General features: G+C 38.1%; 14 protein-coding genes. 13 read left to right on the forward strand and 1 reads right to left on the reverse strand.

All coding sequences use genetic code 11. The features are described from left to right. Positions 1 to 2 precede the first annotated feature (2 nt). From fmt to CJ229_RS00395, 9 genes are all read left to right on the forward strand, one after another. Positions 3 to 941 carry a methionyl-tRNA formyltransferase gene (gene fmt, locus CJ229_RS00355; protein ID WP_102167262.1) on the forward strand — a complete coding sequence of 313 codons (939 nt, stop codon included), beginning with the start codon at positions 3 to 5 and terminating at the stop codon, positions 939 to 941. Then, positions 938 to 2,230 (forward strand): 16S rRNA (cytosine(967)-C(5))-methyltransferase RsmB, encoded by a 1,293-nt coding sequence (rsmB, locus tag CJ229_RS00360; protein WP_102167263.1) that lies wholly within the window; start codon positions 938 to 940, stop codon positions 2,228 to 2,230. The genes fmt and rsmB overlap by 4 nt, the downstream gene beginning before the upstream one ends. A gap of 12 nt (positions 2,231 to 2,242) precedes the next feature. After that, positions 2,243 to 2,971, forward strand: a complete 729-nt coding sequence (locus CJ229_RS00365; protein ID WP_070622448.1) for a Stp1/IreP family PP2C-type Ser/Thr phosphatase — start codon at positions 2,243 to 2,245, stop codon at positions 2,969 to 2,971. Between the two features lie 2 nt (positions 2,972 to 2,973). After that, positions 2,974 to 4,902, forward strand: coding sequence for a Stk1 family PASTA domain-containing Ser/Thr kinase (gene pknB, locus CJ229_RS00370; protein WP_102167264.1), 1,929 nt, complete (start codon positions 2,974 to 2,976; stop codon positions 4,900 to 4,902). Between the two features lie 81 nt (positions 4,903 to 4,983). Beyond that, positions 4,984 to 6,252: a cytochrome P450 gene (locus CJ229_RS00375; RefSeq protein WP_102167265.1), complete on the forward strand. Its 1,269-nt coding sequence runs from the start codon at positions 4,984 to 4,986 to the stop codon at positions 6,250 to 6,252. Positions 6,253 to 6,352: 100 nt separating this feature from the next. After that, the gene (rsgA, locus tag CJ229_RS00380; RefSeq protein WP_102167266.1) at positions 6,353 to 7,216 is read left to right on the forward strand and encodes a ribosome small subunit-dependent GTPase A; all 864 of its coding nucleotides are present in this window, start codon (positions 6,353 to 6,355) and stop codon (positions 7,214 to 7,216) included. After that, the gene (gene rpe, locus CJ229_RS00385; RefSeq protein WP_102167267.1) at positions 7,216 to 7,860 is read left to right on the forward strand and encodes a ribulose-phosphate 3-epimerase; all 645 of its coding nucleotides are present in this window, start codon (positions 7,216 to 7,218) and stop codon (positions 7,858 to 7,860) included. Before rsgA ends, rpe begins: the two co-directional genes overlap by 1 nt. Positions 7,861 to 7,863: 3 nt before the next feature. Further along, positions 7,864 to 8,469 carry a thiamine diphosphokinase gene (locus CJ229_RS00390; protein WP_102167268.1) on the forward strand — a complete coding sequence of 202 codons (606 nt, stop codon included), beginning with the start codon at positions 7,864 to 7,866 and terminating at the stop codon, positions 8,467 to 8,469. A gap of 11 nt (positions 8,470 to 8,480) precedes the next feature. Next, positions 8,481 to 9,185, forward strand: a complete 705-nt coding sequence (locus CJ229_RS00395; RefSeq protein ID WP_102167269.1) for a DUF554 domain-containing protein — start codon at positions 8,481 to 8,483, stop codon at positions 9,183 to 9,185. A gap of 1,118 nt (positions 9,186 to 10,303) precedes the next feature. Here CJ229_RS00395 and rpmB read toward each other — a convergent pair. Then, on the reverse strand, positions 10,304 to 10,492 hold the full coding sequence (rpmB, locus tag CJ229_RS00400) for a 50S ribosomal protein L28 (protein WP_040929210.1): 189 nt from the start codon (positions 10,490 to 10,492) through the stop codon (positions 10,304 to 10,306). Between the two features lie 187 nt (positions 10,493 to 10,679). Here rpmB and CJ229_RS00405 point away from each other — a divergent pair, with 187 nt between their 5' ends. From CJ229_RS00405 to sdaAA, 4 genes are read left to right on the forward strand one after another with little or no spacing between them, the layout of a single operon-like run. Beyond that, positions 10,680 to 11,045: an Asp23/Gls24 family envelope stress response protein gene (locus CJ229_RS00405; protein ID WP_040929209.1), complete on the forward strand. Its 366-nt coding sequence runs from the start codon at positions 10,680 to 10,682 to the stop codon at positions 11,043 to 11,045. Between the two features lie 19 nt (positions 11,046 to 11,064). Then, a complete protein-coding gene (locus CJ229_RS00410) occupies positions 11,065 to 12,711 on the forward strand; it encodes a DAK2 domain-containing protein (protein WP_068128827.1) in 1,647 nt (548 codons plus the stop codon). 54 nt (positions 12,712 to 12,765) lie between these two features. Then, positions 12,766 to 13,437, forward strand: a complete 672-nt coding sequence (sdaAB, locus tag CJ229_RS00415) for an L-serine ammonia-lyase, iron-sulfur-dependent subunit beta (RefSeq protein WP_102167270.1) — start codon at positions 12,766 to 12,768, stop codon at positions 13,435 to 13,437. A gap of 3 nt (positions 13,438 to 13,440) precedes the next feature. Next, on the forward strand, positions 13,441 to 14,319 hold the full coding sequence (gene sdaAA, locus CJ229_RS00420; RefSeq protein WP_102167271.1) for an L-serine ammonia-lyase, iron-sulfur-dependent, subunit alpha: 879 nt from the start codon (positions 13,441 to 13,443) through the stop codon (positions 14,317 to 14,319). Position 14,320 lies beyond the last annotated feature (1 nt).

Raw genomic sequence — 14,320 nt, forward strand, 5'->3', positions numbered from 1 at the left:
CTATGGCAAATATAATTTTTATGGGAACGCCAGATTTCTCTGTTCCCATTTTAAGAGCGCTACACGAGACGTTCGAAGTTGATCTCGTCGTATCTCAGCCCGATAAAAAGGTCGGCAGAAAACAAATTTTAACGCCTCCTGCAGTCGCAAAAGAAGCGGCAACGCTTGGCATAGAAGTATTCCAACCGGAGGCTATCGGTAGTACTTCATCGATTGAAAAAATAAAATCATACGACCCAGATATTATTGTTACAGCCGCATACGGTCAGCTGTTAAGTGAAGACGTGTTAAACATACCAAAACTCGGGTGTGTTAACGTTCACGCGTCACTCCTACCTAGACATAGAGGGGGCGCACCGATTCACCGTTCGATAATTGAAGGCGATGAAAAAACTGGCGTCACATTAATGTATATGGCAAAAGCGTTAGACGCGGGAGACATCATCGCGCAGCAAGAAACAGTCATCGGAGATAGTGACACAGTCGGTACGCTTCACGACCGTTTAAGTGAAATCGGTACGGAATTACTGATAAATGAGTTACCAAATATTTTGAACGAAACAAATTCACGTACGCCTCAAGACGACGCATTAAAAACGTTTAGTCCAAACATCGAAAAAGAAGATGAGTTCGTTACGTTCGACCGTCCGTCTAGAGAAGTGTTTAACCATATCCGGGGTTTAAACCCGTTCCCAGGGAGTTATACATTCTTAAATGGTAAACGACTGAAGTTATATTTATCGAAATTGACAGAAAAACAGTCGACAGAAAAGCCAGGGACGATTATAAAAGAAACGAAAGACGGATTTTTAGTTGCGACAATTGATTTTGACTTAGAAATTACAGAAGTACAACCTGCAGGCGGGAAACGTATAAACGCAAGTCAATATATTCGTAATAATAGTGATTTAATTGGCGACGTGCTCGGTGAAGACGTATGACAGTAAGAGAATTAGCACTCGATGCGTATTCAAACGTCATTCATGACGGTGGGTATTCAAATATCGTTTTAAATCGAATCATCGAGGAAAACGAATTATCACAAAAAGACCGTGCGTTACTCACAGAGATTTTGTACGGTTCGATTTCGAGGAAATTAACGCTCGAATATTATTTACGCCCACTCATACAAACGAAACTAAAACGTTGGCAACGCGATTTACTCGTCATCAGTCTATATCAATTAGAATATCTCGATAAAATACCGAGTTACGCAGTGATCAATGAAGCGGTTGAAATTGCTAAAGAGCGTGGTGGACTACAGAGTTCACGTCAAATTAACGGTATTTTACGTAGTTTCTTACGTGAAGAAAAACCAAAAATCAGCGATATTAAGAACGACGCGACGAGGCTATCAATCGAGTACTCACTACCGAAGTGGATCGTCAAACATCTATTAAAACATCATTCAGTCGAAAACACAGAAAATATCGCAAAAAGTCTACTTGAGAGACCAAACATGTACGTCCGCGTAAACAAGAAACAAACGACGCGTGAGGCACTAATTAAACAGCTACAAGACGAAGGAGTGACTGCTAAGAAAAGCTCTATTCATGAAAATGCAGTCATCGTTTATGGTGGAGGGCTAACGGAAACGAAAGCCTATAAAGATGGATTATTTGGTATTCAAGATGCGAGTTCGATGTGTGTCAATTATGCATTAGATCCAACTGGAAAAGAAGTGATACTCGATGCATGTAGTGCGCCTGGCGGGAAAGGATTCCACGCACTAGAAAATATGAATGGACACGTCGATTTTTCAGACGTATTTGATCATAAACTGACATTAATCAAAAATGAAAGCAAACGTTTAAAACATACGAATTTAAATGTAATGCTAAAAGATGCAACGAAAGACGATTATGATACGATGTACGATAAAATAATCGTAGATGCACCGTGTTCAGGGCTCGGCGTTTTAAAACGTAAACCTGAAATTAAGTACAACGTCCGTGAAGAAGATATCAACACACTTGTTGACATTCAACTATCGATTTTAAATCACGTCAAACAGTATTTAAAACGTGGCGGTACACTCGTTTATTCGACATGTACACTGCATCAAATGGAAAATGAAAACGTCGCATATACGTTTAAAAAACAGTCGACGGATATAGAATTTGACGAATTTGAAATTCCACCGTTTAAATTTAAAGGAAACATGCGTCAAATTCTCCCCCATGAACTGAATACAGACGGTTTCTTTATCGCTAAATTTAAGAAACTGTGAGGGAGGACAGCTATGAAATTTTATGAGAAAAGTATTTGTGGGAGTTACCGTAATTTAAACGAAGATACGACCTACGTATTTCAAAATAAAACCGGTCAAAAAATCGCGTTAATTGCCGACGGTATGGGTGGCCATGAGCATGGTGAAGTCGCTTCAAAATTTGTCGCTTCTAAAATTAAAGAAGCGTTCGAAGAGACGAACTACTTTAAACCAGACGACGGCAAAGATTTTTTAAGAGATTTAATTATTCAAACGAACCGCGAGTTATATGACTATTCAAACGAAAATACGGAGTCTAAAAATATGGGAACAACTCTCGTTCTAGCAGCGTTTTTAGATGAAATGATTTACGTATTTAACGTCGGAGATTCTAGAGCGTATGCACTTAAAAAGTTAGAAATACGCCAAATCACGAACGACCATACGTTTGTTAATATGCTCGTCAGTTCAGGTGAAATTACAAAAGAAGAAGCAAAATCTCATCCTCAAAAAAATATCGTAACGAAAGCACTCGGTACAACAAGACTCATTCAGCCGGATTTATTCCGTTTAAAAAATCATCTGTATGATTATATCGTTTTAACGAGTGACGGCGTGACAGATGTCGTGGACGATGAAACGATTCATAAAATTGTGTATGAAAACGAAAGTAAAGCAGATGAAATTGTAGCTAAAGCTGAAAAAAATGACTCGAAAGATAACATCAGCGTTATCGTCGTCGACTTAAAGGCGGGTGAATAGTAATGGAAGGAAACATCATTTCAGATCGTTATCGCCTTAAAAAATATTTAGGCGGTGGGATGAGTTCAGTTTATTTGGCCGATGATATTATATTAGACCGTGAAGTCGTCGTAAAATTGATAAAATCAGATCCGTATAACAAAGAAAAGATGATGCAACGCTTCCAGCGTGAAGTACAAAACACAACACGATTAAACCACCCAAACATCGTTACAGTGATCGACGTCGATGATACGAGTGAATACCACGTACTTGTCACGGAATACATTAAAGGTCCGAACTTAAAACAATATATCGATGAAAATAAGCCGCTACCATATGATAAAATCGTAGAACTGTCACTTATGACGCTTCGTGGTATCGAACACGCGCATAACCGTGGAATTATCCATAGAGATATTAAGCCGCAAAATATTTTAATCGATGAAGATGGTCAGTTAGAAATTACGGACTTTGGTATCGCGAAAGCTTTATCTGAAACAAGACTTACTGAAACGAACCAAGTGATGGGTTCTGTTCAGTACATTGCACCAGAACAAGCAAAAGGAAAGCATGCGGATGAACGTGCGGACCTTTACAGCTTTGGAATCATGTTATACGAAATGATTACGGGAGAATTACCGTTCCAAGCTGAAACTCAAGTATCCGTAGCGCTTCAACATATACAGTCACCAATGCCAAACATCGACGATAAGCGTGAAGGTGTACCACTAGGACTTAAAAACATCGTCTATAAGTGTACCGAAAAGGAACCGAACGACCGTTATAGTGACGCGTCAGAAGTAATTCGTGATTTACTTGACTACAAAAATATGACACATGCGTATAAAGCGAATAATGAACCTAAAAAAGTCGATAAGGACAAAGTGAAAGTAGCACCTGTTGCACCAGTTCCGGTAAAACCTAAGAACAAAAAGCCAGAACAGACAGAACCACCAAAAGAAGAGACTAAAAAGAAACGTCGTATATGGCCGATTATCGTAATACTATTACTGCTTTTAATCGGTGGTAGTGCACTAGGTGCATTATTCTTAAAATCGACACCGAAAGAAGTCACTGTAGAAAACGTTCAAGGTATGCATGTTGACGAAGCAGTTCAAAAATTCGAAGAAGCAGGCCTCGTGATCGGTGATATTACACGTGAACATAACGAAAAGATTGAAAAAGATCACGTCATTAATACGTCTCCAAAATCCGGTGCTATCTTAAAAGAAGGAGACACGATCGACTTAAATGTGTCTGACGGTGAACCACCATATGAAATGGAAGACTTTACGAAAAAATCAATCGATGACGTTAAAAAGAAATTAGAAGAACTCGGATTTAATTCTGTTAATATCGAAGAGGAATATTCAAGTGAAATCGATAAAAATAAAGTTATCGAACAATCGATAAAACCAGGCACAAAAATTATTCCAAAAGAAGAATCGATTACGTTAACGGTATCTCAAGGTCCTGAACCGATAGAAATAGAGAACTTCGTCGGAAGACCGTTCGAGGAAGCAAGGCAAGTCCTTGAAGGAAACGGATTTATTATAAATAGTGTAAATGAAATTCATAGCGACGAGTACGATGCAGGTATCGTAGTCTCTCAAGATCCAAGTTACGGTGCGTTTTTACCAGGTTCTCCGATTAATTTAACAGTGTCTAAAGGTAAAGCGCCAAAAGAAGCAAAAGAATATCAATTTAAAGTGACGATTCCATTTGGAGAAGATACTTCTAAAGATAAAGACAAGAAAGAAAAAACGAAAAAAGTAAAAGTCTATATCGAAGATAAAACACGAAGCATCGATGACGTCGAGGAAGAGTTTGTGATCTTTGAAGACACACCGTACACGATTAACCTCGTCCTAGAAGAAGGTGAATCCGGTGGTTATCGTATCGAAGTCGATGGTAAAAAAGTGTTAGAAGAAAAAATCAAAAATGATTAAATAAATTTATTGAAATATTGGCGTTTATCAAAAATGTTATTTATAATAAAAAGGAAGACTTCAATTTGGAGGATGAAAACAATGGCGAAAATTAAAAGAGATAAAGGTCTAGATAATACGTTAAAAGTATTTAAACAAGGCTACCTTTATACTACAAATCAAAGAGAACGCCTAGGTGCAGAAGTGTTTGAAACACGTGCACTCGGTGGTAAAAGCTACGTCGTTTTAAGTGGAAAAGAAGGGGCAGAACTATTCTACGATAACGACAAAATCGAACGTGAAGGTGGTTTACCTAAGCGTGTTGTAAACACTTTATTCGGTAAAGGTGCGATCCACACGACAACTGGTAAACAACATATCGACAGAAAAGCGCTATTCATGTCATTAATGACTGAAGGAAACTTAGAGTATGTACGTAAATTAACACGTAACTACTGGAAAGCTAACACAGCGCGTATGGAAGCGATGGGAGACGTTAACGTTTACCACGAATCTATCGTTCTATTAACACGTATTGGTATGCGCTGGGCGGGAGTAACTGCTCCAGAAGAAGAAATCGAAAGAATCGCAGAAGACATGGATATCATGATCGACTCATTCAAAGGTCTCGGTAATGCGTTCAAAGGTTACAAATCATCTAAAGATGCGCGTAAACGTGTTGAAGACTGGTTAGAAGATCAAATCATTAAAACACGTAACGGTGAAATTAATCCTCCAAAAGGCTCATCATTATATGAGTTAGCACACTGGAGAGACTATGAAGGTAATCAAATGGATTCACGTCTTGCAGGTATCGACCTCATGAACACGTTCCGTCCATTAATTGCAATTAACCGTTTCGTATCATACGGTGTACTTGCACTTTACGAACACCCAGAAGCAATTCGTAAAATGAGCACGGTAGAAGATTATCCGTACATGTTCGCTCAAGAAGTAAGAAGATTCTACCCATTCGTTCCATTCTTACCTGGTAAAACGAAAGTAGAAGTGGAACATAAAGGTGTAACGATTCCTAAAGACCAACGTCTCGTTATCGACGTATACGGTACACTACACAGTGAAGAGTTATGGAATCAACCAAACAAATTCATTCCAGAGCGCTTTAAAGACTGGGACGGATCACCATTTGATATGATTCCACAAGGTGGCGGAGACTACTGGACTAACCACCGTTGTGCAGGTGAGTGGATCACAATCATCATCATGGAAGAAACTATGAAATACTTCGCAAACGAAATCACTTGGGACGTTCCAGAGCAAGACTTAACAATCGACTTAAACAGTATCCCTGGTTACATCAACAGCGGTATGGTCATCAACAACGTTAGAGAAAAAGTGGATCGTTTCTAATATATTTCCCTCTAAACAAAAATGTTTAGAGGGATTTTTTATGTTTCTTAAATATAAACGTTTGTTATAATTTATTTAGATGAAAATTTTAGGAGGCATTATGCAAACAGGTAAAATTGTAAAAGCGCTTGCCGGTTTTTATTACGTTAAAAGTGACGGCATAGTATATCAAACAAGAGCGCGTGGAATATTCCGTAAACGTAAAGAGAGTCCGTTAGTTGGAGATATTGTCGATTTTGAAGCGGACAACGTAAAAGAAGGAACGATTACTCATATACATCCACGTAAAAATAGTTTAGTCCGTCCGCAAGTTGCTAACGTCGATCAACTACTCATTACAGTGAGCATAAAAAATCCGGACTTTAGTTTTTATTTAACAGACCGATTTTTAGCATATAGTGAATCTAATCATATTACGCCAATTTTAATCGTTACTAAAAACGATTTAAATGACGATGAAGAATTAATCAAAAAAATAAAAGAAACATATGATATGTATGACGTGTACTTTACAGAAAAAGACACGGTAAATGAATCATTAAAAGATATATTCCCAGATAAGTTATCGGTCCTTGCTGGACAAACGGGTGTCGGGAAAAGTACGTTATTAAATACGTTACTTCCAAACTTAAACTTAGAAACAAATGAAATTAGTGAAAAGCTAAATCGCGGAAAACATACGACACGTCATGTTGAACTGATCGATAAAAACAACGGTCAAATCGCAGACACTCCAGGATTTTCTACGATTGATTTTACACATATCGATAAAGAAGACTTACGTTTTTATTTTAAAGAGTTTAATGACTATTTAGACGACTGTAAATTTAGAGGGTGCGTCCATATTAACGAACCGAAATGCGCCGTAAAAGATGCTGTGAATAATGGTGATATAAAAGAAAGTCGCTACAACAGTTACTTACAAATATACGAAGAAATGACGAATTACAAGGAGAGATATTAATGGTTAAAGTATTACCATCATTATTAGCGAGTGATTTTTTAAATTTAGAAAGTGAAATGAAGAGAATGGAAGAAGCAGGTGCGGATATTTTCCATTTAGATATTATGGATGGACAATTTGTGCCGAATATTTCATACGGTATTCCTGTTTGTGAAGCGATTAGTAAAAAAACGAATATTCCACTAGACGTTCACTTAATGACAGAAGATCCAGAGCAGTTCGTCGAAGAGTTTCGTGATATGGGTGTTGATTATTTATCGTTTCATATTGAAGCAACGCCGCACGCACATCGCTTAATCACGCATATCCAAAACAACAACATGAAAGCAGGCATCGTTTTAAACCCACAAACGCCAGTGAAAGATGTTGAGTATCTGTTAGACATCGTAGACTTCGTTCTCGTCATGACAGTGAATCCAGGATTTGGTGGGCAGTCGTTTATCGAATCTGGTGTTAAAAAGATTGCAGAACTCGATTCTATTCGTACGAGGGAAAATTATGACTATTTAATTGAAGTAGACGGCGGAGTGAACGATGAAACCGCACGCGTGTGCCGTGAAGCGGGTGCAGATTTACTCGTGAGTGGATCGTACTTATTTAAAGCAGATAATACAAAAGAGACGATTGATAAACTTAGAGGTTAATATATGAAAGCTAACGTAGTGATGAGAGAAGTGAGCGTTCCAAAAATTTCTGGAGATTATGTCGGGGTCGACCGCGGAGTGTATCAGTTACTTAAACTTGGTATTACACCGAAATTTTGTTACGGTGATTACGATTCTGTGAACGACGAAGAACGCGACTTCATTGAATCAAAACTTAAAATCCATGCAGTCAATAGTGAAAAGGATTATACGGATAGCGAGCTTGCGTTATTTGATCTTGTCGATAAAGGTTACAAAAAAATCGACGTATACGGTGCATTAGGTGACCGTATTGATCATGAGTTAATGAATATTCAACTACTTTTAAACGAGAAATTTAAAGACGTCGACGTCAGGCTGATCAATGATTTAAATATTATATTTAAAGTTGAAGGTAGTCGTGAACTACAAAATCTCGGATATAAGTACATTTCTTTTATACCAATTTTTAACGACACAGTTTTAAAATTAGTCGGATTTAAGTATGATGGAGAAGTCATTACGTCTATTGGAAGTACGTTAACAGTATCTAATGAATTTGCAAGTGACGTTGCGACGGTTGTAACGAATCTACCAATAATCGCGATTTATTCAAACGACAGAAGTTAGGAGATGAAAGTATGATATTACTTGGTGCACTCGTCAACGGGCTCGCCATTATTATCGGTGGTTCACTCGGGTTAATATTTACTTTTATCCCCGAACATGTGAAAGATTCAATTTTAAAAGCACAAGGACTCGTTATTATTGCGCTCGGAATTCAGATGATTTCTGCTTCAACAGACGTCATTGTTACGCTGTTGAGTTTAATCGTCGGGGTGACAATCGGTGAGTATTTAAAATTAGAAGATAAACTAAACGGTATCGGACATTGGCTCGAATTTAAGCTAGGCGATAAAAACGCAGGAAACATCTCGCAAGGACTCGTCTCTGGAACGATGATATTTATAATCGGAGCGATGTCAATCGTCGGGTCACTCGACGCAGGGATGCGCGGTGACAATACAGTCTTATATACGAAATCATTTATGGATTTCTTTATCGCACTCGTTATGACAACGACATACGGACTCGGTGTCATCATTGCTGGTATTCCTACATTTTTATATGAAGGACTCATTACACTCGGCGCAAAAGGATTTGCGCACTTCATACCAGAAGACGTATTAAAAACGATGACAAAACAAGTCAGCGCAACTGGAGGAGTCATTATCTTTGCGATCGGTTTAAACATGATGAACATCACAAAAACACGTGTCGGAAACATGATCCCAGCGATATTTGTCGCGATGATCGTCATATATATCATGAGTTTCTTTAGATAAGACGAACTATAATTCAGAGTTCGTCTTTTTTCATCTTGTGGCGTGGTGGTTGGGTTGGTTGAGAGCGTAATTGTACACGAAATAGGTAGGGTGTTTACACAAAAGGGATTTGCGTAAAAAGATTTTAAATAATTTAACATAACTTCGATTTCTGTAAACGACCATCTCGTTACGTTGACAATTAAGCGTTTTGCGTTAAACTAACACGAACTCTTTTAACGCTAACAGCATTTGCGTTAAATTAAACCGAAAACGATCTTGCCGCCACTATTTTTTAAGATGAAAAGCTGTTAAACAGCAGCTCGGTTTTTCATCTTGTTAAATTAACGAGGGTATCTTTAACGGAAAGGCCCGTTGCGTGAACGAAATAAATTTAATTTTACACAAGTGCGAAATACGTCAAAGGGTGCCTAGATAATTGCACGCAAAAACTTTAATTGTAAACGAACGCACAACGCTTTTAACACAAATTGGATTTGCGTAAAATTAAACAGAAAACAGTCCTGCCGCCAGCACTTTTTCAGCATAAAAACTGTTTAATAGCGATTCGGTTTTTCATCTTGTTAAATTAACGAAGGTGCCTTTAACGGAAACGCCCGTTGCGTAAACGAAATAAATTTAATTTTACACAAGTGCGAAATACGTCAAAGGGTACCTCGATAATTTTACGCAAGATCTCTAATTGTCAACGAACGCACAACGCTTTTAACACAAATTGGATTTGCGTAAAATTAAACAGAAAACAGTCCTGCCACCGTCACTTTTCCAGCATAAAAACTGCTTAATAGCGACTCGGTTTTTCATCTTGTTAAATTAGCGAGGGTATCTTTAACGGAAACGCCCGTTGCGTGAACGAAATAAATTTAATTTTACACAAGTTCGAAATACGTCAAAGGGTGCCTAGATAATTGCACGCAAAAACTCTAATTGTCAACGAACGCACAACCCTTTTAACACAAATTGTATTTGCGTAAAATTAAACCAAAAATTCAACTAATATAGAAGAATAAAAGCCTACTCCGACCAAAGTCACACATCCAACCTAAAATCTTGCATGTGTATACACAAAAAAAGAGATTTGTACGATTCTATCGCACAAATCTCTTTTATTATTTTAATTATACGCGTTGTACTTTACCAGATTTTAACGCTCTAGCTGAAACCCAAACACGTTTAGGTTTGCCATCTACTAAAATTCTTACTTTGTGTAAGTTAGCACCAAAAGTTCTTTTACTTGCGTTTAGTGCGTGAGAACGGTTGTTACCTGATCTAGCACGACGACCTGTAACGTAACATACTTTAGCCATTCGTCCCACCCCTTCATTGTTTTTAATTGATAATTCTTATCTGCGAATACTATAATATAATACATGAATATCGTTTAAAACACAATAACAAATATAATATCGTTGTATTTAATCATGCTGATTTGAACAGGGGTTGTCAAATAGTGTGTTTAAATCTATAATAAAATGATGAATTAGGAGTGAGTTTATGTCACTAAAAATTAATAATGAACTTGGCACGATTGAAGTGTCTACAGATGTAATCGCAAATATCGCTGGTGGCGTCGTAAGTGAAAGTTACGGCGTTGTTGGTATGGCATCGAAAACATTTAGAGATGGCTTTGCGGAATTACTTGGTAAAGAGAATTACGCACGCGGTGTCGTCGTAGATAATGAAAACGAAAATTTAAAAATTGATTTATATATTATTGTACTTTACGGTGTGAAGATTTCCGAAGTTGCATCGAACGTACAATCTACAGTTAAGTATACGTTAGAAAAAACATTAGGACTAAAAATTGATTCTGTGAATATTCATGTTCAAGGTGTCAGAATCATTGATTCGGATGAGTAGTTAGGGAGGATTTTTAAAAATGAATAAAATAGATGGACAACTCTTTCGCAAGATGATTTTAAATGGTGCGAAAAATTTAAAAAAGCATGCGGAATATGTTGATTCACTGAATGTCTTCCCAGTACCGGATGGAGACACAGGAACGAATATGAAGTTATCTATTGTATCGGGTGCTTCTGAAGTAGAAAACTTAACGAGCAACCACGTCGGTGAAGTTGGGAAACATTTCTCTAAAGGGTTATTAATGGGCGCAAGAGGAAACTCAGGCGTTATTTTATCTCAATTATTTAGAGGGTTTTCTAAACACGTCGAAGAGTTAGCAGAAATCGATCATCATGCATTTAGTGAAGCATTCCAAGCAGGTGTGAAAACTGCATATAAAGCAGTTATGAAACCTGTTGAAGGTACGATTTTAACAGTTGCTAAAGACTCAGGCGCTAAAGCAGAAGAAGTCGCTAAAAACGAAACAGATATCGTTAAAATTATGGAAGCTGTTTTAGAAGAAGCGAAAGAATCTTTAAAACGTACACCAGATCTATTATCAGTTCTAAAAGAAGTGGGCGTTGTCGACTCAGGTGGACAAGGACTCGTATACGTTTATGAAGGATTTTTAAAAGCGTTAAAAGGTGAAGACGTAGAAGAGACGTCAAGCACTTCAGGAGAGCCTGTCAATACAGAAGAGTTCGTAAACGATGAACACGAATTTGATGAGTTTATGTCAGTCGACGATATCGAATTCGGCTTTTGTACAGAATTCATGGTACGTTTCGGTAAAGATAAAAAACCATTCGAAGAAACATCATTTAGAAACGATATGGATAAGTTCGGTGACTCATTACTCGTTATTAACGATGATGAAATCGTAAAAGTTCACGTACACACAGACCATCCAGGTGAAGCACTATCATACGGTGCAGAGTACGGTGAAATCATTAAGATTAAAATCGAAAACATGCGCGAACAGTTTAGAGCGTTAGAAGCTAAACGTGAAGCGAAAAAGAAAAAAGAAAAAATTAAAACGGCAATTATCGCAGTATCAAGTGGGGAAGGTATTGATACCCTCCTTAAGAGTATCGGTGTTACACACTTAATTAGCGGTGGTCAAACGATGAACCCATCAACTGAAGACATCGTCAATATTATTAAAGATGACGACGTCGAAGAAGTTATCATCATGCCGAACAATAAAAATATCATCATGGCAGCAGAACAAGCAGCTGAACTATTAGATGTCGAGGCTGTTGTAATTCCAACACGTTCGATTCCTGAATGTGTGTCTGCAATGTTTACGTTTAATGGAGATGCAAGTCTCGAAGAAAACAAAGAGACGATGATCGACACGATGAACCAAGTGAAAACAGGTCAAGTGACGTATGCAGTAAGAGATACGAAAATCGATGACGTTGAAATTAAAAAAGACGAACATATGGGTATCGTCGATGGGAAAATTATCTCATGTAATAAAGACGTCAAAGTTACACTCGAAAACTTACTTGAAACAATGATCGATGACGATTCAGAAATCGTAACGATCTTTACAGGTGAAGGAAGCGATGAAGCACTCGTTGAAGCACTCGCTGAACAGTTTGAAGAATCGCATGACGTTGAATTTGAAATTCACGACGGTAAACAACCGGTATACAGTTATTTAATTTCTGTAGAGTAATCAATATAGCCACATCGATAATATCGATGTGGTTTTTTAATAAGAGGTGAAATTATGAAATATAATAGTGTGTTTGATATTATCGGGCCTGTGATGATTGGTCCATCAAGTTCTCATACGGCTGGATCAGTTAAAATTGGACAAACAGCACGTAATTTATTTAAACAACAGCCAGACAAAGTCGATATATACTTATACGGTTCATTTAAAGAAACATATAAAGGTCATAAAACAGACGTCGCATTAATCGGAGGAGTGCTCGGGTTTAGTACTGAAGATTCAAGAATTAAAAACGCTTACGAAGAAGCCGAAAAAGCAAATATGCACGTCAAAATCATAGAGATGCCAGAAGAAAAGAGTCACCCGAATACAGCTATTCTCCACTTATTTAAAGGAGACGACACGTTAATGGTTGAAGCTGTGTCAATTGGTGGTGGGATGATTCAAGTCGTCTCTATTAACGACTATCCGATTTCTTTATCTGGTAATTTACATTCGCTACTCGTATTTCATAAAGATAGCTTCGGGACGATTGCGAACGTTACAAGTATTTTAAAAGATGAAGCACTCAACATTGGAACGATGAACGTATCGCGTAAAGAAGTCGGTCAAACTGCGCTTATGACGATAGAAATCGATTCAAAATGTGATGAATCGACAGTGAAGAGAATTGAACAAGTAGAAGGTGTCGAGCGTGTCATAGAATTAAAAGGAAAAGAGGTGTAATAGATGCAAGAGTTTAATAGTATTAACCAACTGATTTCTAGATCAGAAACTGAACAAAAATCAATCGCAGATATTATGATCGCTCAAGAAATGGAAACATCAGGACTATCCTATGACGATATTTATAAGCAGATGGAATACAACTTAGACACGATGGAAAATGCAGTAAAAGAAGGGCTTGAAGGTGTAGAAAGTACGACTGGTCTAACAGGCGGAGACGCAGTAAAAATGAGACGCTATATCGAATCGGGTCGCGGGTTAAGTGGAGATTTAACACTACACGCGATTATGAACGCTGTTTCTACAAATGAAGTGAACGCTGCGATGGGGCAAATTTGTGCAACACCAACTGCAGGGTCTGCGGGTGTCGTTCCAGGTGTATTATTTGCGATGAAAGAAAAATATCCAGAAACAACGCGTGAAGAGATGGTAAAGTTTCTATTTACAGCAGGTGCATTTGGAATGGTCGTCGCGAACAATGCGAGTATTTCAGGTGCTGCAGGTGGATGCCAAGCAGAAGTCGGGAGTGCGTCAGCAATGGCAGCTGCAGCAGTCACTGAAATGGCTGGAGGCACGCCAGAAATGTGTGCACATGCGTTTGCTATCGCACTTAAAAATATGCTCGGTCTTGTCTGTGACCCAGTCGCAGGTCTCGTTGAAGTACCGTGCGTTAAACGTAATGCAGCTGGTGCATCTAACGCACTAACAGCAGCAGATATGGCACTCGCTGGAATAGAATCTAGAATCCCAGCAGACGAAGTCGTCGAAGCGATGTTTAAAATCGGATTAACGATGCCATCACACTTACGTGAAACAGGTCGCGGAGGACTCGCAGCAACTCCGACAGGCGAACGACTGAAAAAAGAGTTAATCGGGTCATAAT

Origin of the sequence: Nosocomiicoccus massiliensis (assembly GCF_002871345.2) — a bacterium.
GTDB classification, from domain to species: Bacteria; Bacillota; Bacilli; order Staphylococcales; family Salinicoccaceae; genus Nosocomiicoccus; species Nosocomiicoccus ampullae_A.

Bases quoted from the DNA above. Each gene is read 5' to 3' on its own strand.
- CJ229_RS00395 (WP_102167269.1), top strand. From the start codon at position 8,481: ATGATATTACTTGGTGCACTCGTCAACGGGCTCGCCATTATTATCGGT.
- sdaAB (WP_102167270.1), top strand. From the start codon at position 12,766: ATGAAATATAATAGTGTGTTTGATATTATCGGGCCTGTGATGATTGGT.
- CJ229_RS00365 (WP_070622448.1), top strand. From the start codon at position 2,243: ATGAAATTTTATGAGAAAAGTATTTGTGGGAGTTACCGTAATTTAAAC.
- pknB (WP_102167264.1), top strand. From the start codon at position 2,974: ATGGAAGGAAACATCATTTCAGATCGTTATCGCCTTAAAAAATATTTA.
- CJ229_RS00410 (WP_068128827.1), top strand. From the start codon at position 11,065: ATGAATAAAATAGATGGACAACTCTTTCGCAAGATGATTTTAAATGGT.
- CJ229_RS00375 (WP_102167265.1), top strand. From the start codon at position 4,984: ATGGCGAAAATTAAAAGAGATAAAGGTCTAGATAATACGTTAAAAGTA.
- rpmB (WP_040929210.1), bottom strand. From the start codon at position 10,492: ATGGCTAAAGTATGTTACGTTACAGGTCGTCGTGCTAGATCAGGTAAC.
- CJ229_RS00390 (WP_102167268.1), top strand. From the start codon at position 7,864: ATGAAAGCTAACGTAGTGATGAGAGAAGTGAGCGTTCCAAAAATTTCT.
- sdaAA (WP_102167271.1), top strand. From the start codon at position 13,441: ATGCAAGAGTTTAATAGTATTAACCAACTGATTTCTAGATCAGAAACT.
- CJ229_RS00405 (WP_040929209.1), top strand. From the start codon at position 10,680: ATGTCACTAAAAATTAATAATGAACTTGGCACGATTGAAGTGTCTACA.
- rsgA (WP_102167266.1), top strand. From the start codon at position 6,353: ATGCAAACAGGTAAAATTGTAAAAGCGCTTGCCGGTTTTTATTACGTT.
- rsmB (WP_102167263.1), top strand. From the start codon at position 938: ATGACAGTAAGAGAATTAGCACTCGATGCGTATTCAAACGTCATTCAT.
- rpe (WP_102167267.1), top strand. From the start codon at position 7,216: ATGGTTAAAGTATTACCATCATTATTAGCGAGTGATTTTTTAAATTTA.
- fmt (WP_102167262.1), top strand. From the start codon at position 3: ATGGCAAATATAATTTTTATGGGAACGCCAGATTTCTCTGTTCCCATT.